Annotated in this window: 16 protein-coding genes and 5 pseudogenes; 14 read left to right on the plus strand and 7 right to left on the minus strand. The window is 64.5% G+C overall.

What is annotated here, in order from left to right; genetic code table 11:
* The first annotated feature begins 45 nt into the window (after positions 1-45).
* Positions 46-777 carry a Crp/Fnr family transcriptional regulator gene (locus tag BVER_RS09195; RefSeq protein WP_050453031.1) on the plus strand — a complete coding sequence of 244 codons (732 nt, stop codon included), beginning with the start codon at positions 46-48 and terminating at the stop codon, positions 775-777.
* Between the two features lie 9 nt (positions 778-786).
* On the opposite strand, the gene BVER_RS09200 is transcribed toward BVER_RS09195, so the two are convergent.
* On the minus strand, positions 787-1,866 hold the full coding sequence (locus BVER_RS09200) for an alcohol dehydrogenase catalytic domain-containing protein (RefSeq protein WP_050453043.1): 1,080 nt from the start codon (positions 1,864-1,866) through the stop codon (positions 787-789).
* A 213-nt stretch (positions 1,867-2,079) separates the two neighbouring features.
* On the opposite strand from BVER_RS09200, the gene BVER_RS09205 reads away from it, so the two are divergent.
* Positions 2,080-2,742 (plus strand): helix-turn-helix transcriptional regulator, encoded by a 663-nt coding sequence (locus BVER_RS09205; protein WP_232316460.1) that lies wholly within the window; start codon positions 2,080-2,082, stop codon positions 2,740-2,742.
* Between the two features lie 400 nt (positions 2,743-3,142).
* A complete protein-coding gene (locus BVER_RS09210) occupies positions 3,143-3,580 on the plus strand; it encodes an NUDIX domain-containing protein (protein WP_083452107.1) in 438 nt (145 codons plus the stop codon).
* 130 nt (positions 3,581-3,710) lie between these two features.
* On the opposite strand, the pseudogene BVER_RS09215 reads toward BVER_RS09210, so the two are convergent.
* The 5 genes and pseudogenes from BVER_RS09215 to BVER_RS09230 form a co-directional block, all read right to left on the minus strand.
* A pseudogene (locus tag BVER_RS09215) lies at positions 3,711-4,448 on the minus strand (OmpW/AlkL family protein).
* A 38-nt stretch (positions 4,449-4,486) separates the two neighbouring features.
* Entirely contained in the window at positions 4,487-4,873 is a 387-nt protein-coding gene (locus BVER_RS33560; RefSeq protein ID WP_232316461.1) for a hypothetical protein, read from the minus strand.
* A gap of 24 nt (positions 4,874-4,897) precedes the next feature.
* Positions 4,898-5,224, minus strand: a complete 327-nt coding sequence (locus BVER_RS33565) for a hypothetical protein (protein WP_232316462.1) — start codon at positions 5,222-5,224, stop codon at positions 4,898-4,900.
* Between the two features lie 6 nt (positions 5,225-5,230).
* Positions 5,231-7,648, minus strand: a complete 2,418-nt coding sequence (locus BVER_RS09225) for an EAL domain-containing protein (RefSeq protein ID WP_050453033.1) — start codon at positions 7,646-7,648, stop codon at positions 5,231-5,233.
* Positions 7,649-8,101: 453 nt separating this feature from the next.
* Complete coding sequence (locus BVER_RS09230; RefSeq protein ID WP_050453034.1) at positions 8,102-8,302, minus strand: DUF6566 family protein; 201 nt, start codon at positions 8,300-8,302, stop codon at positions 8,102-8,104.
* A gap of 261 nt (positions 8,303-8,563) precedes the next feature.
* On the opposite strand from BVER_RS09230, the gene BVER_RS09235 reads away from it, so the two are divergent.
* The 11 genes and pseudogenes from BVER_RS09235 to BVER_RS31335 form a co-directional block, all read left to right on the plus strand.
* A complete protein-coding gene (locus tag BVER_RS09235; protein ID WP_370444218.1) occupies positions 8,564-8,890 on the plus strand; it encodes an HU family DNA-binding protein in 327 nt (108 codons plus the stop codon).
* Between the two features lie 331 nt (positions 8,891-9,221).
* A pseudogene (gene atzF / locus BVER_RS09240) lies at positions 9,222-11,059 on the plus strand (allophanate hydrolase).
* Positions 11,056-12,153: a BMP family ABC transporter substrate-binding protein gene (locus BVER_RS09245; RefSeq protein WP_050453035.1), complete on the plus strand. Its 1,098-nt coding sequence runs from the start codon at positions 11,056-11,058 to the stop codon at positions 12,151-12,153. The pseudogene atzF and the gene BVER_RS09245 overlap by 4 nt, the downstream one beginning before the upstream one ends.
* Before the next feature lie 22 nt (positions 12,154-12,175).
* A pseudogene (locus tag BVER_RS09250) lies at positions 12,176-13,282 on the plus strand (ABC transporter permease).
* A complete protein-coding gene (locus BVER_RS09255) occupies positions 13,275-14,201 on the plus strand; it encodes an ABC transporter permease (protein ID WP_050453036.1) in 927 nt (308 codons plus the stop codon). The pseudogene BVER_RS09250 and the gene BVER_RS09255 overlap by 8 nt, the downstream one beginning before the upstream one ends.
* A 22-nt stretch (positions 14,202-14,223) precedes the next feature.
* A complete protein-coding gene (gene biuH / locus BVER_RS09260) occupies positions 14,224-14,916 on the plus strand; it encodes a biuret amidohydrolase (protein WP_050453037.1) in 693 nt (230 codons plus the stop codon).
* A gap of 2 nt (positions 14,917-14,918) precedes the next feature.
* The gene (locus BVER_RS09265; RefSeq protein WP_050453038.1) at positions 14,919-16,526 is read left to right on the plus strand and encodes an ABC transporter ATP-binding protein; all 1,608 of its coding nucleotides are present in this window, start codon (positions 14,919-14,921) and stop codon (positions 16,524-16,526) included.
* Positions 16,527-16,552: 26 nt separating this feature from the next.
* Complete coding sequence (locus BVER_RS09270) at positions 16,553-17,551, plus strand: formamidase (protein ID WP_050453039.1); 999 nt, start codon at positions 16,553-16,555, stop codon at positions 17,549-17,551.
* 4 nt (positions 17,552-17,555) lie between these two features.
* Positions 17,556-18,215 carry a cysteine hydrolase family protein gene (locus tag BVER_RS09275; protein ID WP_050453040.1) on the plus strand — a complete coding sequence of 220 codons (660 nt, stop codon included), beginning with the start codon at positions 17,556-17,558 and terminating at the stop codon, positions 18,213-18,215.
* A complete protein-coding gene (hpxZ, locus tag BVER_RS09280; protein WP_232316463.1) occupies positions 18,212-18,625 on the plus strand; it encodes an oxalurate catabolism protein HpxZ in 414 nt (137 codons plus the stop codon). The genes BVER_RS09275 and hpxZ overlap by 4 nt, the downstream gene beginning before the upstream one ends.
* 92 nt (positions 18,626-18,717) lie before the next feature.
* Positions 18,718-18,898, plus strand: a pseudogene (locus BVER_RS31335) (GntR family transcriptional regulator); the annotation flags it as partial.
* Between the two features lie 37 nt (positions 18,899-18,935).
* Here the strand turns inward: BVER_RS31335 and BVER_RS09285 are convergent.
* Positions 18,936-19,160, minus strand: a pseudogene (locus BVER_RS09285) (IS5/IS1182 family transposase); the annotation flags it as partial.

Below are 19,160 nucleotides of genomic sequence, written 5' to 3' on the forward strand. Positions count from 1 at the left end.
GTTCGTGTCTCCAGTGCTTTGTTCTGTTTAGAGCGTGCTGACGAGGTGCCCGCCATCGACGGCGACGACCGCGCCCGTCATATACGCGCCCCGCCGGAAGAATGGCGCGCGATCGCTCCGCATCTGGAACTCGTCCAGTTGCGCACCGAGCAGCTGCTGTGCGATTCGGGCCAGCGCATCCATCACGTGTATTTCCCGACGACGGCCATCGTCTCGCTGCTGCACACGATGGAAGACGGCGGTTCGGTCGAAGTGGCGGCGGTGGGTCGCGAAGGCATGACGGGCGTGCCGGTTCTGACGGGCGGCGACACGATGCCCACGCGCGTGCAAGTGCAATGCGCCGGCTTCGCGTACCGCATGAGCGCGGGCGCGTTGCGCGACATGTTCGGCAAGTCCGACTTCCTGCGCCGCGTGATGCTGCTGTACATGCAAGCCCTGCTGACGCAAGTCGCGCAGACGGCTGCCTGCAACCGCCATCATTCGCTGTCGAAGCAACTCGCGCGCTGGCTGCTGATCCAGACCGACCGTTCGCCGTCGGATCAGCTCAAGGTCACGCAACAGATGATCGCCGACATGCTGGGCGTGCGCCGCGAAGGCGTGACGGAAGCGGCAGGCAAGCTGCACGATGCCGGCCTGATCTATCACAGCCGCGGCTGCATCAAGGTGCTCGATCGCGAAGCGCTCGAAGCCAGCGCCTGCGAATGCTACGGCATCGTCAAGCGCGAATTCGACCGCATCCTGCCGCGCATGCGTCAGGTCGAAGCGGCTGTCGCCTGAGTCCGCGTTTCAAGGTACGAGCACGGTCATCCTGAACGGACCGCCGTTCGCGGCCGCGTGCGTCACGGCGTCGTTGACGTTATCGAGCGCGAACACGGTCGTATCGAAGTGGTCCAGACGCAGCAAGCCGGCATGCACGAGACCGGCAATGCGCGTGACCGCTTCGGGCGGATACATCCACTTGCCGCGCACCGTGATGTCATTGCGCATGATCCACGGATACGGCAAGGCGAGATCGTCGCCGCCGAGCATGCCAACGCCGCCCATCAGCACGACGCGTCCATAGGGACGCACGGCCATCGCGGCGGCGCGCACCGTTTTCGTCGATACCGACGGCGGCAGAATATCCATCACGCAATCGATCGCATCGGGCGAGGCTTGCATCATGCGTTGCCGGTCTTGCGCTTCGTCGCCGGTCAGCGCGACCGTGCGCACGCGATCGCCGAAGTGTCGCGCGAGATCGTCCAGCGCCTGAGCATTGCGTCCCGGCGCGATCACGCAGCGCGCGCCCATCGCCAGCGCGACCGCGACCGCCGCGCTGCCGAAATTGCCCGTCGCGCCGCTGACGAGCGCGATCTCGCCCGCCTCAAGATTCGCCGCGAGCCAGCCGCCGTACGGCACGAGCATCGTGTTGACGGCGCACCATGCGGCGGCGTCCTGCGGCGCGATTTCGCCGATGCGGATCGCGTTCTCTGTCGGCACGCGGATGCGCTCGGCGAACGCGCCATCGTGATAATGGCGCTGCAGCCGCAAGCCGCCTTCGCCGCGCGCGCTCCAGCCTTGCAGCGTGATGTCGGGCATCCGCGCATCGTCGCGCGAACGCACGGTCGGATCGCAAAATACCCAATCGCCGATGGTCAAATGCGTCGCGTCCGGACCGAACGCGCGCACGCGACCGATTGCGCCGCATCCCGGCACGATCGGCAATTCGATCGGATCCTGACGCGTGCCGTCGAAGACTTCGCCGGCGTACGGCAGCACGGGCGCGGCGGCGACATCGACGATGACTTCGCCCGTGCCGATCTCGGGATCGGCAATTTGCTCGACGGCGAGCGGCGTGGTGAGTTTCTTCAGGACAGCGGCTTTCATCGCGAATCTCCGGTGAATGATGATCGACACCCATTCTGAGCCGCGATAAAACGCCTATTCAGGCCCGGAACCATCCTGGGACTGCGGCGTGCCACCTTGGAGATATGAACGCGATATGGCGACCAGACGACAACGCGAATTCGGCAACTTCCTGCGCTCGCGCCGCGAGAAGCTCGATCCGTCCGCGCTCGGCCTGAACGGCGCACGCCGGGTTTGCGGCGCGAGGAAGTGGCGGAACTCGCGGGCATCGGCGTGGATTGGTATGTGCGGATGGAGCAGGGCAGGACCGTATCGCCATCGGACGTGACGTTCGATGCCCTCGCGCGCGCGTTGCGGCTCGGCGCGGCCGACAGCGCGCATCTGCGGGCGCTGGCGCGCGGCGGCGACGGCGCGGCGTTCAGCATCGAACCGGTGCCGCCGACCATCGTCCGGCTGGTGCAGAGCTACGCGCATCCCGCCTACGTGACGGGACGGCGCTGGGATCTGCTCGCCTGGAACGACGCCGCCGCCGATGTGTTGTGCTTCGACCGGCTCGCGGACATCGATCGCAATCTGCTCGTGTTCATGTTCGCGACGCCGCTCGCGCGCGATCTCTTCGGCGCGGCCTGGCACGACGAGGCGCGCCGCATGATCGCGCTGTTTCGCGCGACGCATGATCTGTGGGCCGACGATCCGGCGTTCATCGAACTGGTCGAACGGCTCAAGTCGTCCAGCACCGATTTCGCCGATGGCTGGAACCGGCACGACGTGCGGATCGGCGTATCGGGCGAGAAGGTGCTGCATCATCCGGTGCGCGGGGCGCTGCGTTACACCTACGCCACCTTCCAGTCGAACGACGATGCCGCTCTCAAGCTCGCGATCTACACGCCGGTCTGATATCGAGCCATCGCGCGCGACGCACATCTTCTCGATTCCCGTCGATTAAAGATAAAAAGTAGACGACGCGAGCGTGCCAAGCCGTTGTTCATCGTAAATGCCGGAATTCTCATTCTATGAGAATGACAAATAAGGGTTAACCCGCAATCAAGAACGCCGCGAATGTGTTGTCACACACATATGAAGCATTCACATGGGACATGCACGAATTGCGAATTGTTTTCGCAAGCTCCAGAATGCGGTTGAAAGCTTTTGTCGTGCAGGTACGGGGAGGTCGTGGTCCACATGTTGCGGTGGGCATCGAACACGATCCTTTAGCACAAGACCTTCAGCACTAAACCCTTAGCATCCAGACAACACCACGAGATCAAAACGAATCGAGGTGTCAAGGGAGACCGGAATGAGATTACGAGCGACAGCGTTGCTCACGCGTCATCAGGCAGTTTTGCTGGTCAGGCAACGTGGCGGCCCCTGGTTGCTGCCCGGCGCCACGGTACAAATGGACGAACTCGCGATGGTCGCGGCGCTGCGCGGGCTGCACCGCGATACGGGCATCGAGGCAACGGCGATCGCGTTCATGTTCGAGCAGTCGTCGGCGCAGCATGTGCACAGCGTGTTCCGCATCGCGATTCCCGATGGCGTAACGCCGCGTCCGAGTCCGCTCGGCGAATACGACGAAGTGCGCTGGGCCGATTCGACGCAACTCGCGCATATGCATCTGACGCCGGGCACGCGCGCCATTCTGCATCGCGCGATCGGGCCGGATGCGGGCATCGACGAAATTCCGGATCGCCGGCAGATGTGGCGTCCGAGCGGCATGCGTATCAGTCCGCGTTGAACGCTTCGTTCTATTGATCATACGAAAAGTTCCTGACGGGCATCGCGCTCGTCAGGAGCTTTTGTGTTTTTCAGCGATAGATGCACGCGCGTATCGGACGGATCTCGATCCGCCCGATACGCGACGCGTCTTAGAACGTATAGCCGACCGACAGGAACGTGACGGTCGGATCGAGCTTGATCTTCGATTCGCTGCGAATCTGGCCGACCGACGAATTGGTCGTGAGCGTCGCGCGCGCCGACAGCCACATGTACGACACCGAGAACTGCGCCGACCAGTGCTTGTTGAAGTTGTACGCGAGACCGGCGTTGATGACCGGCGCGAACGAGCTGCTGATATGCGCGCTGGTCGGGCCCGTCAGCGCTGCGCCGGTCTGCGGCGTGTAGAGGAACGCGCCGTTGGCCATCTGCGAGCTGAGCTTCACGTCCGAGAACCACACATACGATGCGCACGCGCCGAGGTACGGGCGGAACTTGCTCTGCACGTTCATGAAGTAGTACTTGAGCAACAGCGTCGGGCTCCATTCGCGCGCCGAACCGAGTTCGCCGAGCGGGCCAAGCGTGCCTTCGCCATCGAGATGGAACTTGGGCGGCACGCCGAACACGCCTTCGACGGCGATGTGATCGGTGACGAAGTACTGGATCGTCGAGGCGAAGGTGTCGGAGTCGCTCACCGCCGCGCTCGAGCCTTACTTCTGCATCGTCTGGCCGAGCGCGGTGACGTTGAACGCGCCGCTCGAATCCTGCGGCGCGAAGTGCATCCAGCCCGCGGTCACCTGGATATCGCCCGCCGATTGCGCCTGCGCACCGGTCGCGCCCGCCAGTCCCAATGCGGCGAGGGCCGCGCATGCAAATCGTTTCAGCTTCATTTCTTCTTCTCGTCAGTGATCAGTGTCGTAGGACTGCTTTACAAGCAGCAGTCGAGGCTCAGCTTGAAATACTCATAACTCATCTCGATGCTTTGCTTGACCTCGTCCACTTCGTCGACGCCCGGCGCATTGCCGAGCAGCGTCGCGACGATTTCCAGCGCTTCCCACGGATGCGCGTCGTCGTAATGGGCGTGCAGGCTGAGCCAGCGCATTGCCTTGCGGCGCATCGACGGCGCAAAACTGTTGGCGTAGGCATCGCTGCTGCACACGAAAGTGGACCATTCGCCGGTCACGCCTTCGATGGCGAAGTTGGTCGCGGCGATGCTGGCCGCGAGCGAATCGCCGCTGCTGCTCTTCCAGCACCAGTGCGACAGCGCATACGCGAGCGACGGACCGCCGCCCTTCATCAGCGCGCGCTTCGGCACATCGTGCGCCGCGGCCCAGTCGACCTAGTAGTCGGCGTGATTCTGTTCGACGCGGATATTGCGGGTGAGATACCGGCGCGCGAGGTCTTCGCCGCGCGAATGTCCGTAACGCAGTTTCTGCAGATTCATCGCCATGTACTGCGGAAACTGCTCGACGACCGGCCAGCCGTTCACGAGGAACGCTTCGGCCTGGCGCGGCGCGAGTTTCGCTTCGCGCATCGCGGCGAAGATGGGATGACCGGTTACCTTTTGCTTGGCCGCATCGGTATCGGCCAGCACGTCGCCCAACCAGGCCGGGTAGCTGGCGATATCCTTCAGGTCGCCAACCCGCTGAAAAGTGGGATCCAACATCCTCTCCTAAGTTGTTGCGAGAAACTCCACGTTTTGCGCCCACAGCGCGGGGCGGCCGACGTGAAAGCCCTGCACGAAGTCCACGCCCATGTTGCCCAGGGCGCGAAGGATGGCTTCGCTCTCGACATATTCAGCAATGGTGAGACGGCCCATCGAATGTCCGATGTCGTTGATGGCCGCGACCATGTCACGATTAACGGCATCCTTGAGCATGTCCTTGATGAATCCGCCGTCGATCTTGATGTAGTCGACCGGCAGATGCTTCAGATAACCGAAGGAAGACATGCCCGCGCCGAAGTCATCGAGCGAGAAGCGGCAGCCGCGCGCCTTCAGTTCGCTGATGAAACGCGCCGCCGCCGCGAGATTGGCGATGGCCGTGGTTTCGGTCACTTCGAAGCAGATGGATTCGGGCGCGACGTCGCTGATCTCGAACTGCTCGTTGAGGAACTGCAGGAAGCGCTCGTCGCCGATGGACGCGCCGGAGAGGTTGATCGCGTATTGCACGTTGTCGGGATTGCCGGTGCGCGTGAGCGTCGCGAACACGGCGCGCACCACCCAGCGGTCGATCGCGGACATCAGTCCGTAGCGTTCCGCCGCCGGCATGAAGAAGTTCGGCGACACGATCTTGCCGCCGTCGCCGACCATGCGCAGCAGGATTTCGACGTGACGCGGATGGTCGCCGGAGAAATCCTCGGCATCGTGGATCGAGCGGATTTCCTGCGCAAACAGACAGAAGCGGTTGTTCGCCAGCGCATCCTTGATGCGTCCGCACCACGACATCGCGCTGGCGTGGCGCGTGAGTTCCTTGTCGCCGCGCACGGCCAGATGCACGCGATCGCGGCCCCGCTCCTTGGCGAGATAACAGGCGATATCGCCGAAGCGCATCGCGGTTTCCATGTCGAGGCCGCGCAGATCGACGAGGCCGATACTTACGCTCGTCGACAGCGTATGCGTCTCGCCCGACCACTCGAACGCGGCCACTTCCTGACGCAGCCGCTCCGCGATGATGACCGCGCTCTGCTCGTCGCAATTGGGCATCAGCGCGGCGAATTCGTCGCCGCCCAGACGCGCGAGCGAATCCTCGTCGCGCAGCGATTTGCGGAACAGCAGCGCGACTTCGCGCAGCATCGTATCGCCGGCGGCGTGGCCGTAGGTGTCGTTGACGACCTTGAACTGGTCGAGGTCGAGCATCATCAGCATGCGCGGCAGTTGCGCGCTTTCGCTGTCGGTCTGTCCATCGAGCGAGGCATACAGCCGCCGCTCGAATTCGGTGCGATTGAGCAGGCCGGTCAGCCCGTCGTGCGAGGCCTGCCACGACAGATTCGACACGTACTCGCGCTCGCGCGCCATGTTGCGCAGAAGCAGCACGGCGCCGGTGATGGTCTCGGAGGTATCGTGCACGACCGAGGTAATCGCCTGCACGACGGTTTCGACGCCGCGCACGTTGGTCAGCACGAGATCGGTGCCGGGATCGGCGGGTTCGGTGCCGCGCAAGGCCTGTTCGATCAGATCGACGGGACGCCGGTCCCATTCGCGCACGATCGACACCAGCGCCGTCAGCGGACGATCGACGCAACTGATGGCATCGCGGCAGAACAGCCGCTCGGCCACCGGATTCACATATTCGACGAGACCGGTCGGCCCGACCGAAATCACCGCCTCGCCGATCGAGCCGAGGGTCGCCTTGGCGCGCACCTCGCTGCGCCGCAACGCATATTCGGTGACGATCCGCGCCATGATGAAGCGCCGCGCGTACCAGACCGACAGCGACACCAGCAGCACCGCGACCACCACGTTGATCACGAACAGCAGCAGCGCGGTCTGCCGGAACGCCGCGCCCAGCACATCGGCGAAGGCGCGCGAAATCGGCGCGATCGACGCGTTGATGTTCCACACTTCGCTCGTCAATTGCTCGACTTCGATGCGCCCGGCGTCGCCTTCGGCCTTGGCGACGCGCAACTGGCGCGCGGCCGTCGCGAGCTGATCGACGAGCGCGTCGCCGCGCGTCCAGTAGCCGACGGCTTCCTCGAAATAACTGGCGCGGCGGAAGGTGCGGAAGACCCAGATCACCGAACCGACGTCGGCGGGATAGACGCCGCTTTCGAGCAGCGCCTGGCGCGCGACGGCTTCGTCGGGATCGCGCCGGTCGAGCGCGAGACGCGCGCGCTTGAGATTCAGCGGATCGGCAATGGAGTGTTCGTACTGGCGATAGGTCGCTTCGTCGCCGGTCTGCGCATAGCGGATCAGGTAGAAGACCGCGTCCTTCTGGCCTTTCGACCAGGTGCTTTCCCCGCCGATGTAGGCGCGCACGGACGACATGATCGACAGGCTCGTCGCGACGAGCGCCAGCAGCGATACGACCACGGCCACGAAGGGCCAGGTCGTCCTGAACAGCTGTCGATTGGTCTTGGAGGCCGCGGGCATATCGAGCCTTGTCGCGGGCATATCGAGCCTTGTTGTTGGTTTTTATAGCCAGGCGACCCGCCCCTGGCAGGTCGTCCCGAGCGGCGAAAACACGTCGCTTCGATTGTTAACGGCAGGGAGTCGACGAAGTTGAGGCTCGGATTCGTCCTATCGGGAGACGGAATAATACCCGCGAGGAAAAACAAAACCGTGATTGGTCTTATTAAAACTGGGGTGTGTTGTATTAACGCATGAGGTAAGTTTTGCGTTAAAAAGCCGGACGTGGGTGTTTACGCCTAGCGGCACGCGGTTTGGCGCGTCGCGCCTGCGCCTGAAAAACGTGTCAGGTCAATTTCGCACGATGGTGCGTAACATTCTCTTAATGTTGGAAGAATAAATTACCTGGCTTTGCGCATTCAAATTGGCAAGCGATTTGTAATCAGTTTTGTGATTTCTTAAAGCGCAATGGTGGATTCAGGCGTGTCCGTCGACCCATTCGCGGGCCCAGGCGAGCCCGGCGGCGAGTGCTTCTTCATCGACCGCGAAGATTTCGAGAATGCCGCTGCTTTCCACCACGCGGCCATCGCGCATGACCGTGCCGCTCGCGGCATAACCCGTCGGCTGTTCGATGGAATGGCCGTAGAGCAAATAGCCTTTGTACTCGTCTACCTGCATCGTGATCGCCGCCGGTTGAGCGCGTGATTGCGCGGACAAATGGGAACATACCACGGCATGTCGTCCAAATTCACATTAGTTAGTTAACCGAACGAATAACGGTTTTCCGGACGATCGTAAATGCCATTTCGCAACTAACTGTCGTTTCCACAACCATCCGATTTCAGCTGTGCCATCCGCGCCGCACGCAGCGATCGGGCCGTTCGTCAAGCCCGCCGCCGCGCGCCGGGGGCTTGCCTGTCGCGCCGGAGATGCGGTAGGGTGACGCCCAATCCGCGCCTAACGGCGCTTCATCAGGAAAATGTAATCATGAACAAACAGGAACTGATCGACGCAGTATCGGCCGAAACGGGCGACAGCAAGGCCAGCACGGGCACGGCCATCGACGCGATCTTCGACGCGGTCATGGAAGCCGTCACCCGCGGCGACACCGTCCAGCTGATCGGCTTCGGCTCGTTCTCGAGCGGCGCGCGCGTCGAACGCACGGGCCGCAACCCGTCGACAGGCGAAAGCATCACCATTCCGGCCACCAAGACGGTCAAGTTCACCGCCGGCAAGGCGTTCAAGGACTCCGTCAATGCGTCCTGAGGCTTCAGACGCGCTCTGAAGCCCTTTGAAGGCGATGGTCGGGCGTACGCTGCCCGACACCCAGCCGTCTGCGACATCAGCCCGCTCAGGGCGCTATTCGTCGCCATGCGCCGGTTTTCAGACCGGTGCCTTCCCAATCCCAACGCACCTCGAACGCACTTCGAACGTGATCCGCGCACCATCGTGATCACGGAATGACCCACGCTGGGTCAGCATGCGCCTGCGCATTGATCCCCTGAATCGCCCGAAAAGCCCGATGGCATAAGGCTTTGCCGCCTTGTGGCACGGATGCTGCATTGAAGAATTCCAACTTGTATTCAAGATGGAACTCATGAACGCAGCCATCACCGAGCACGCTTTCGGCGTGCGCGCGCTGATCGACGCCTACCGCAGCGGCACGCTCGATCCGTCGACGGTCGCGCTGATCCGGCGTCGCGTCGAGACGGGCAATCGTCCGGAAGCGTGGACGCTGGTCCTGCCCGCCGCCGATCTCGACGCGCGCGCCCGGCAACTGGCGCGCGAATACGCCGACACCGGCTCGGCGATCTTCGAGCGCATGCCGCTGTTCGGTGTGCCCTTCGCGGTGAAGGACAACGTCGACGTCGCCGGTTTGCCGACCACGGCGGCGTGTCCGGCTTTCGCCTATACGCCCGATACGACCGCCTTCGCCGTCCAGCGTCTGCTCGATGCGGGCGCGATTCTCGTCGGCAAGACCAATCTCGATCAGTTCGCGACCGGACTTGTCGGCACGCGCTCGCCGTACGGCGCGGTGCGGCAGGTCGATCGCGACGACTATGTGTCGGGCGGTTCGGCGGTGGCGGTGGCGCAGGGCATCGTGGCGTTTTCGCTCGGGACGGATACGGCCGGATCGGGACGCGTGCCCGCCGGTTTCAACGGCCTCGTCGGCCTGAAGCCGTCGCTCGGGCTGGTGAGTAAGCGCGGCGTGGTGCCCGCGTGCAAGAGCCTCGACACGCTCTCGGTGTTCGCGCACGACGTCGCCGATGCCTGGCGCGTGCTCGCTGCGATGGCCGCGTTCGATGCGCGCGACGGCTATGCGCGCCGCATCGCGCCGCTCGGCTTGCCGCACGCGCCGATGCGCGTCGCCATCCCCGATACGCTTGAATTCTTCGGCGATGCCGTCGCCGCCGACGCCTTCGCCGCGACGCTCGACGTTATCGCGACGCGACTCGGCATCGCGCCGGGGGTCTTTCCGTTCGCGCCGATGCAGCAGACCGCCGCGCTGCTCTACGAGGGCCCGTGGGTCGCCGAACGGCGCGCCGCGCTCGGCGATTTCTTCACGTCGAACGCCGGCGACATCGATCCGACCGTGGCGAAGGTGATCGCGCGCGCCGACCGCTTCAGCGCCGCCGATGCCTTCGACGGCGAATACGAGCGCATGCGTCTGAGCGAGACCGAAGCGATCTTCGAGCGCACCGACGTGCTCATCGTGCCGACGACGCCGACGCATCCGACCATCGCGCAGGTGCGCGCCGATCCGGTCGAGGCGAACAGCCGTCTCGGCGTCTATACCAACTTCGTCAATCTGCTCGATCTGTGCGCGCTCGCCGTGCCCGGCGTGCCGCGCGCGGACGGCTTGCCCGCGGGCATTACGCTGATCGCGCCGGCGGGCGCGGATCATCGGCTCGCGGTGCTGGGCGCGCGTATTCAGTCACTGTTCGATGCCGACGACAGCGCCGAAGAAATCGCCGCGAACCCGCTGCCCTTCGACGAACCGACGCTGACGCTCGCCGTGGTCGGCGCGCATCTGCGCGGCATGCCGTTCAACTGGCAGATGCGCGAAGCGGGCGCGCGCTTCGTCGAGGAAACCACGACCGCGCCGCATTACCGCCTCTACGCGCTCGCCGACACGACGCCGCCGAAACCCGGCCTCGTGCGCACATCCGGCGATGGCCGCGCGATCGCCATCGAGCTATGGGAGATGCCGTTGCGTTGCTTCGGCGCCTTCGTCGCGGCGATTCCCGCGCCGCTCGGCATCGGCACCATCGCGACCGCCGACGGCCGCGCGGTCAAGAGCTTCATCTGCGAGCCCGCCGCCGTCGCGGCGGACAGCGGCGCGCGCGACATCACGCCTTCGGCGGCTGGCGCGCGTACCTGCACAGCCTTTCCGTTCCGTCCAACGATCAACCCACACAGGAAGCCTCATCATGACCAATCGCCGCGAGTTCATCAAAGGCGCGGGCGCGCTCGCGCTCGGCAGCGCGTTGCCGTTTGATCTCGCGTTCGGCGCGAGCAATCTCACGGTCGGCGTGATCTACGTTGGTTCGAAGGGCGATTACGGCTACAACCAGGCGCAGGCCCAGGCGGCCGCCATAATCAGGAAGCTGCCGAACGTGAAGGTGGTCGAGGAAGAAAACGTGCCCGAGACCGTCGCCGTGCAAAAGACGATGGAAGCGATGATCGAGCAGGACGGCGCGACGCTGATCTTCGCGACCTCGTTCGGTTATTTCGATCCGCATGTGCTGAAGATGGCGGCGAAGTATCCGAAGGTGCGTTTCGCGCATTGCGGCGGCTTGTGGAAGGACGGCAATCCGTCGAATATCGCCGGCTATTTCGGTTATATCGACGAGTGTCAGTATCTGAACGGCGTGATGGCCGGTCACGCGAGCAAGAGCAAGAAGCTCGGCTTCGTCGCGGCCAAGCCGATTCCGCAGGTGCTGCGCAATATCAACGCGTTCACGCTGGGCGCGCAATCGGTCGATCCGTCGATCACCACGCGCGTGATCTTCACCGGCGACTGGTCGATGCCCGTCAAGGAAGCCGAAGCCACCAACAGTCTCATCGATCAGGGATGCGACGTGCTGACCTGTCACGTCGACGGCCCGAAGGTCGTCATCGAAACGGCGGAGAAGCGCGGCGAGATGAGTTGCGGCTATCACGCGAGTCAGGCCGCGCTCGCGCCGAAGGGTTATCTCGCCGGCGCGGAATGGGACTGGGCGACGCCGTACAAGGAACTCGTCGCGGACGCGCAAGGCGGCAAGCCGCAGCCGAATATCCTGCGCGGCGGTCTGAAGGAAGGCTTCGTGAAGATGTCGCCGTACGGCGCGAAGGTCGCGCCCGACGCCAGGACCAACGCCGATGCGGTCAAAACCAAGATGGTCGCGGGCGAATACGTGATCTTCAAAGGCCCGATGAAGGACAACAAGGGCGGCAGCGCGATCGCGCCGGGCACCAGCTACGCGCAGACCGACATCAAGCTCGAGAGCATGAACTATCTCGTGGCGGGCGTCGTCGGGCAGATCTGATTCCTTCATTCGAGGAGACGTCATGCGTTCCCTTGCCGTGTTGCCGCGCCTCGCTTTGGGCGTGCTTCCGGCCTTGCCGACGCTGTGCGCAATCGTCGGTACGCTCGTGTTGTTTTCGCTGTTTCTGCTCGTGCAGGGACAAGCCGCGAGCGATGCGCTCGTGCTCATCGCGCAGGGCGCGTTCGGTTCGTCGTTCGCGTGGCAGAGCACGCTGTTGCGCGCCGCGCCGCTGATGCTCACCGCGCTGTGCGTCGCGCTGCTCGCGCAAGTCGAACTCGTCGTGATCGGCGGCGAAGGCGCGCTCGCATTGGGCGGACTGGGCGCGGCCGTCGTCGCGATGCTGCTTCCCAAGTCGATGCCCGGCTCGTCGCGACGCCGCTGATGGCCGTGGCCGGCATGATCGCGGGCGGCGTGTGGATCGGCGCGGTCGGCGCGATGCGTCAATGGCGCGGCGTCAACGAGACCATCAGCAGCCTGCTGATGTCGTATATCGCCATTGCCCTGTTCAAGCATCTCGTCGAAGGGCCGCTGCGCGATCCCGCGAGCCTCAACAAGCCGTCGACGCCTCCCGTGCCCGATGCCTTCGCGATCGGCTCGCTGCCCGGCCTCGAAGTGCACTGGGGACTGTTCTGGGGCGCGCTCGCGTGTCTCGCGGCGTGGGTGTTCGTGCGTCACAGCACCAAGGGCTTTGCGATGCGCGTCGCGGGCGGCAACAACCATGCGGCGCGGCTGGTCGGCCTGCCGGTGAATCGCCTCGCGCTCGCGGCCTGCGCGATGGGCGGCGGGACTCGCGGGCATGTTCGAGGTCGCGGCGGTGCAGGGCAGCGCGAATGCATCGCTGCTCGCGGGATACGGTTACGCGGGCATCCTCGTCGCGTTTGCCGCGCGCCAGAATCCGCTCGCGATCGTCCTGTGCGCGGTGCTGGTCGGCGGGATCGAGGCGAGCGGCAGTCTGCTGCAACGCCGTCTCGGCCTGCCCGATGCCACCACGCTGTTTCTGCAAGGCCTGCTGTTCGCCAATCTGCTCGCGTGGGAAGCGCTCGGCGGACGGATCGCCGCGTGGCGCGTGAAATTGCAGGCGGCATCCGCCGCACGTTCATCGGTCCGACTGGAGGGCACGCATGCCTGATGCACATTCCCCCGCTGCGATTCTCATGCTCTCGCTGTTCGCGGGCGCGATCCGCGTGAGCACACCTTATTTGTTCGTGAGCATCGGCGAATGTCTGACGGAGAAGGGCGGACGCGTCAATCTCGGTCTCGAAGGCATTCTCGTTTCCGGCGCGATGAGCGGTTACGCCGGCGCCTATCTCACCGGTTCGCCGTGGCTCGGCGTGCTGGCCGCCGGTTGCGCGGGCATCGTGCTCGGCTGTCTGCACGGCCTCGTGTGCTCGTTGCCGCGCGTGTCGGACATCGCGTTCGCCATTGCGCTGATGGTGGTCGGCACCGGCCTCGCGTTCTATCTCGGCAAGCCGTTCATCGAACCGCAAGCGCCGATGTTGCCGTCGATCGATCTCGGCGCGTGGTCGTCGTCGCCGCAATTGCACAACGCGCTGCATATCAATCCGCTGTTCATCGCCGGCGTGATGCTGGCGTTCGCGTTGCAGTGGGGCTTGCGGCACACGCGCTGGGGCATGGCGCTGCGGCTCGTCGGCGAGAACGCGGAAAGCGCCCGCGCGATGGGTTATCCGATCACGCGCGTGCGGATCGTCGCGACGACCGTCGGCGGCTTTTTCGCGGGCATCGGCGGCGCGTATCTGTCGCTCGTCTATCCGGGAAGCTGGAACGAAGGGCTGTCGAGCGGACAAGGCCTGATGGCGGTCGCGCTGGTGATCTTCGCGCGCTGGCAGCCGTTGCGCTGCCTGTGGGCCGCGTTGATCTTCGGCGCGGCGGGCGCGCTCGGCCCCGCGTTGCAGGCGATCGGCGTGACCAGCGGCTACTACCTGTTCAACGCCGCGCCGTATGTGCTGACGCTCGCGATCATGATCGTCAACTGCCGGCCCGATCGCACGCTCGCGGGCGCGCCGGGCGAACTGAGTCTCACACGCTGATTCAATCAACGGAGCAACTCACATGACCCGCTTTATCGAGGCACGTCCTTATCCGTGGCCCTATGACGGCGATCTGCGTCCTGACAACACCGCGCTCGTCATCATCGACATGCAGACGGATTTTTGCTGCATCGGCGGTTATGTCGACAAGATGGGCTACGACCTGTCGATGACGCGCGCGCCCATCGAGCCGATCCGGCGCGTGCTCGCGCTGATGCGCGAACAGGGCTTCACGATCATCCATACGCGCGAGGGGCATCGGCCGGATCTATCGGATCTGCCGGCCAACAAGCGCTGGCGAAGCCGGATGGTGGGCACGAACGGTATCGGCATCGGCGACGACGGACCGTGCGGCAAGATTCTCGTGCGCGGCGAACCGGGCTGGGAGATCATCGACGAACTGAAGCCGGTGGCGGGCGAGATCGTCATCGACAAGCCGGGCAAGGGCTCGTTCTGCGCGACCGATCTCGAACTGATCCTGCGCACGCGCGGCATCGAGAATATCGTGCTGACGGGCATCACAACCGACGTCTGCGTCCATACGACGATGCGCGAGGCCAACGACCGCGGCTTCGAATGCACGATTCTCGCAGACTGCTGCGGCGCGACCGATCGCGGCAATCACGAGGCAGCGCTGCATATGGTGCTGATGCAGGGCGGCGTGTTCGGCACGGTATCGGATTCGGCATCGCTGATCGCCACGCTGGGACGCTGATCATGAACGACACGGCGAGAGCAATGAGCATCGAAATGCTCGGCGCGACCAAACGCTTCGGCGCGTTCACCGCGCTCGACGACGTGACGCTCAAGGTGCGTCCCGGCACCGTGCACGCGCTGCTCGGCGAGAACGGCGCGGGCAAGAGCACGCTCGTGAAGGGTCTGGTCGGCTACGGCGTGCTCGACGCGGGCGAGATCGTCGCGGATCGCAAGCAGGTGAGGATCGCCTCGCCGCGCGATGCGCAGGCGCTCGGCATCGGCATCGGCATGGTGTATCAGCATTTCACGCTGGCGGCGGGTTTGTCGGTCGAAGAAAATCTGCTGCTTGCGCGCGGCCGTTTGCCGTGGAAGATCGACTGGCCGAAGGAACGCGAGGCGCTCGATACCTTCATGCGTTCCATGCCGTTTCGCTTGCGACTCGACGCGCCCGTGTCGACGCTGGCGGCCGGCGAAAAACAAAAGCTCGAAATCCTCAAGCAGTTGTATCTGCGGCAGCGTTTTCTGATTCTCGACGAACCGACATCCGTGCTCACGCCGCAGGAAGCCGACGAAGTGCTCGGCCTGATGCGCGATCTCGCCACGCGCGGCGATCTGACCGTGCTGATGATCACGCACAAGTTCCGCGAAGTGATGGCGTATGCGGACGACGTCACCGTGTTGCGCAAGGGCAAGCTGGTCGGCTCCAGCGCCGTCGCCGATACCGACCGCGACCGCCTCGCCGCGTGGATGATGGGCAGCGAAGCCGCGCGCAATCCCGCGACCTCCGCCGAGTTCGACGCCGCGCGTCCCGCCCGCCTGCCTTGCGCCGCCGATGCGCCCGTGCGCTTCGCGTTGAAGCAGCTCTGCGTGATCGACGATCGCGGTCATATGGCCGTGCGCGATGTCTCGCTGGCGGTGAAATCGGGCGAAATTCTGGGCATCGCGGGGGTGTCGGGCAATGGCCAGAAAGAGCTGATCGAAGCGCTGGTCGGCCAGCGTCGCGTGCATATGGGCGAGATGCGCATGCACGGCGAGCCGTATCGGGCGACGCGTGAGGAGATGACGCGGCTGCGCGTGTTCGCGTTGCCGGAAGAACCGTTGCGCAATGCGTGCGTGGCGAACATGAGCGTCGCGGATAACCTCGCGCTGCGCGACTTCGATCGCGCGCCGATGAAGCGCAACGGCTGGCGTCTCGACCGCCGCGCGATGCGCTCGCGCGCCGAACGCCTGATCGCCGAGTTCAACGTGCGTCCGCCGGTGCCGGCGCGCGCCATCGGCACGCTGTCGGGCGGCAATGTGCAGCGCGCCGTGCTCGCGTGCGAACTCGGCCAGCCGGTCGATGTGCTGATCGTTGCGAATCCGGTGTTCGGTCTGGACTTCGCATCGGTCGCGGATATCCACGCGCGTATTCTCGCCGCCCGCGATGCGGGCGCGGCCGTGCTGCTCGTCAGCGAAGATCTCGACGAACTGCTCGAACTCGCGGATCGCATCGCGGTGATCGCGGAAGGGCGGCTAGTGCATGAAACGGCGGCGAGCGGCGCGGATCGCGTCGCGCTCGGGCGGCATATGGCGGAGCATGTCGAAAGCGGCGATCATGATCACGCGGAGCCGGTCACCGCGCCGGCGTAACGATAAACGATAAGAAGTCTGAAACAATGAGTTCGAGTGGTCTCGGTGGATTGAACAAGTCGCCGCAAGGCATCGTCGTCGGTCTCGTGCAGTTGCAGAATCCCGATGTGTCCACGCCCGCCGAACTGGCCGCGCAGACGCAGCGCATCGTCGATATGGTGGGCAAGGCGCGTCGCAACAACCCGGCGATGGATCTCGTCGTGTTCCCCGAATACGCACTGCACGGCCTGTCGATGAAAACCGACGATGCCATCATGTGCACGCTCGACGGCCCGGAAGTCGCGGCGTTCAAGGCGGCGTGCATCGAGCATCGCATCTGGGGCTGCTTCTCGATCATGGAGCGCAATCCGCGCGGCAATCCGTACAACAGCGGATTGATCATCGATGATCGCGGCGAGATACAACTGTATTACCGCAAGCTGCATCCGTGGGTGCCGGTCGAGCCGTGGGAGCCGGGCAATATCGGCGTGCCGGTGTGCATCGGGCCGAAGGGCGCGAAGATCGCGCTGATCATCTGTCATGACGGCATGTTTCCCGAGATGGCGCGCGAGGCCGCCTACAAGGGCGCGGAAGTGATCTTGCGCACGGCGGGCTACACCGCACCGATTCGTCACGCATGGAAGATCACCAACCAGTCGAACGCATTCCAGAATCTCGCGCAGACAGCGAGCGTCTGTCTGTGCGGCACCGACGGCAGCTTCGACTCGATGGGCGAAGGCATGTTCTGCGACTTCGACGGCACCGTGATGGTCGAGGGCAGTCATCGTCCCGATGAAATCATCACTTGCGAGATGCGTCCCGATCTGGTGCGCGAGGCGCGCGTGCATTGGGGCGTGGAGAACAATATCTATCAGTTCGGGCATCGCGGTTATGTCGCGGTGAAGGGCGGCGCGAGCGATTGCCCGTACACCTTCATGCAGGACATGGTGCGCGGCGAATATCGCCCGCCGTGGGAAGACGAGGTCGTCGTCAAGGACGGCCAGCCGTGCGGATTTCCCGCGCCCGAACGACGCTACGAGGGCTGATCCGATGCCGACGCTCGCACACGCGCAACCTTCGCCGTTCAGCTTCGAGCCGCGGCGCACCGCGCTCGTGGTGATCGACATGCAGCGCGATTTCATCGAGCCGGGCGGCTTCGGCGAAGCGCTGGGCAACGACGTGTCGCTGCTCGCCTCCATCGTGCCGACAGTCGAAAGTCTGCTCGCCTTCGCGCGCGGCAACGGCTGGCATGTGGTGCACACGCGCGAATCGCATGCGCCCGATCTCTCCGATTGCCCCGACGCCAAGCGTCTGCGCGGCGCGCCGCACGCGCGCATCGGCGATGCCGGGCCGATGGGCCGCATCCTCGTGCGCGGCGAACCGGGCAACGCGATCATCGACGCGTTGACGCCGGTCGAGGGCGAACTCGTCATCGACAAGCCGGGCAAGGGCGCGTTCTATGCGACGCGTCTCGGCGAGGAACTCGCGCTGCGCGGCGTTACGCATCTCGTGTTTGCGGGCGTGACGACCGAAGTCTGCGTGCAGACCAGCATGCGCGAAGCCAACGATCGCGGCTACGAATGCGTGCTGATCGAAGACGCGACGGCGAGTTATATTCCCGCGTTCAAGGCCGCGACGATCGAGATGATTCGCTCGCAAGGCGGTATCGTCGACTGGACGGCGACGCTCGCCGACGTGCTGGAGGCATGATGCGGATCAATCGCCCGGAGATCGTCGCGCAGGTCGAACGCGCGTTCGTCGCCTACGAACAGGCGCTCGTCGATAACGACGTCGACACGATGAACGCGCTGTTCTGGGACGCGCCGGAGACGGTGCGCTACGGCATCGCGGAAGTGCAGCACGGCGGCGATGCGATCCGGCGCTGGCGCGAAAGCACGGCGCTCGTGCCGCGCTCGCGGCGTTTGCATCGCACGGTGGTGACGACTTTCGGCGACGATGCCGCCACCGTGAGCACCGAATTCACAAGCGACGCGACGCCGCTGCTCGGCCGCCAGATGCAAACCTGGGCGCGGCTCGCGCCAGCGTCCGGCCCGTTCGACGGATGGATCATCGTCGCGGCGCATGTCAGCCTGATCGAAGCGCCCCCGAACGGTGGATAATTCGTGCATCGACTTGCGGGAGACGACGTATCAGCACGAGCAAACTGAAGGACCTCGCCGATGACGGGCCGGATGCGTCAATCGCGAGAGTCATGCAAAGCGCCAATCCGCTCGCGGAGCAGGTGTATCAACTGCTGAAGCAGGACATCTTCAGCTTTCGCCTGTTTCCGGGGGATCGCTTTTCCGAGAACGATATCGCTCGCGCAGCATTACGGCGTATCGCGCACGCCCACGCGTGACGCGCTGTTTCGGCTGTTGCGCGAAGGCTATCTCGTCGGGGCTGACTAATTCGTTTTGCGTTGCGCCTCTCTCATGGGAGGAAGGGCAGCGCAGGTGAGCGTTTGAGTGAAGCGAGAAGGACAAGGGCGCAATAAAGCCGCAGCTTTCTGAGGATCATGCGCAGGTTGTGGCCCGCGCCGCACAGCACCGCGTGAATCGCGTCGCCGAGTGCGCCTTTGAGCCAGTTCCGATCGAGTTTTCCATCCGCCTTCATGTGGCCGATGGCGGGCTCGATTGCGCTGCGCCTTCGGATCAT

The sequence above is a fragment of the Candidatus Burkholderia verschuerenii genome, assembly GCF_001189365.1.
Classification (GTDB): domain Bacteria; phylum Pseudomonadota; class Gammaproteobacteria; order Burkholderiales; family Burkholderiaceae; genus Caballeronia; species Caballeronia verschuerenii.

What these genes read in the sequence shown, in the direction of transcription:
- BVER_RS09200 (WP_050453043.1), bottom strand. Translation starts at nt 1,866, where the DNA reads ATGAAAGCCGCTGTCCTGAAGAAACTCACCACGCCGCTCGCCGTCGAG.
- BVER_RS09210 (WP_083452107.1), top strand. Translation starts at nt 3,143, where the DNA reads ATGAGATTACGAGCGACAGCGTTGCTCACGCGTCATCAGGCAGTTTTG.
- BVER_RS33565 (WP_232316462.1), bottom strand. Translation starts at nt 5,224, where the DNA reads ATGTTGGATCCCACTTTTCAGCGGGTTGGCGACCTGAAGGATATCGCC.
- BVER_RS09225 (WP_050453033.1), bottom strand. Translation starts at nt 7,648, where the DNA reads ATGCCCGCGGCCTCCAAGACCAATCGACAGCTGTTCAGGACGACCTGG.
- BVER_RS09230 (WP_050453034.1), bottom strand. Translation starts at nt 8,302, where the DNA reads ATGCAGGTAGACGAGTACAAAGGCTATTTGCTCTACGGCCATTCCATC.
- BVER_RS09245 (WP_050453035.1), top strand. Translation starts at nt 11,056, where the DNA reads ATGACCAATCGCCGCGAGTTCATCAAAGGCGCGGGCGCGCTCGCGCTC.
- BVER_RS09255 (WP_050453036.1), top strand. Translation starts at nt 13,275, where the DNA reads ATGCCTGATGCACATTCCCCCGCTGCGATTCTCATGCTCTCGCTGTTC.
- biuH (WP_050453037.1), top strand. Translation starts at nt 14,224, where the DNA reads ATGACCCGCTTTATCGAGGCACGTCCTTATCCGTGGCCCTATGACGGC.
- BVER_RS09265 (WP_050453038.1), top strand. Translation starts at nt 14,919, where the DNA reads ATGAACGACACGGCGAGAGCAATGAGCATCGAAATGCTCGGCGCGACC.
- BVER_RS09270 (WP_050453039.1), top strand. Translation starts at nt 16,553, where the DNA reads ATGAGTTCGAGTGGTCTCGGTGGATTGAACAAGTCGCCGCAAGGCATC.
- BVER_RS09275 (WP_050453040.1), top strand. Translation starts at nt 17,556, where the DNA reads ATGCCGACGCTCGCACACGCGCAACCTTCGCCGTTCAGCTTCGAGCCG.
- hpxZ (WP_232316463.1), top strand. Translation starts at nt 18,212, where the DNA reads ATGATGCGGATCAATCGCCCGGAGATCGTCGCGCAGGTCGAACGCGCG.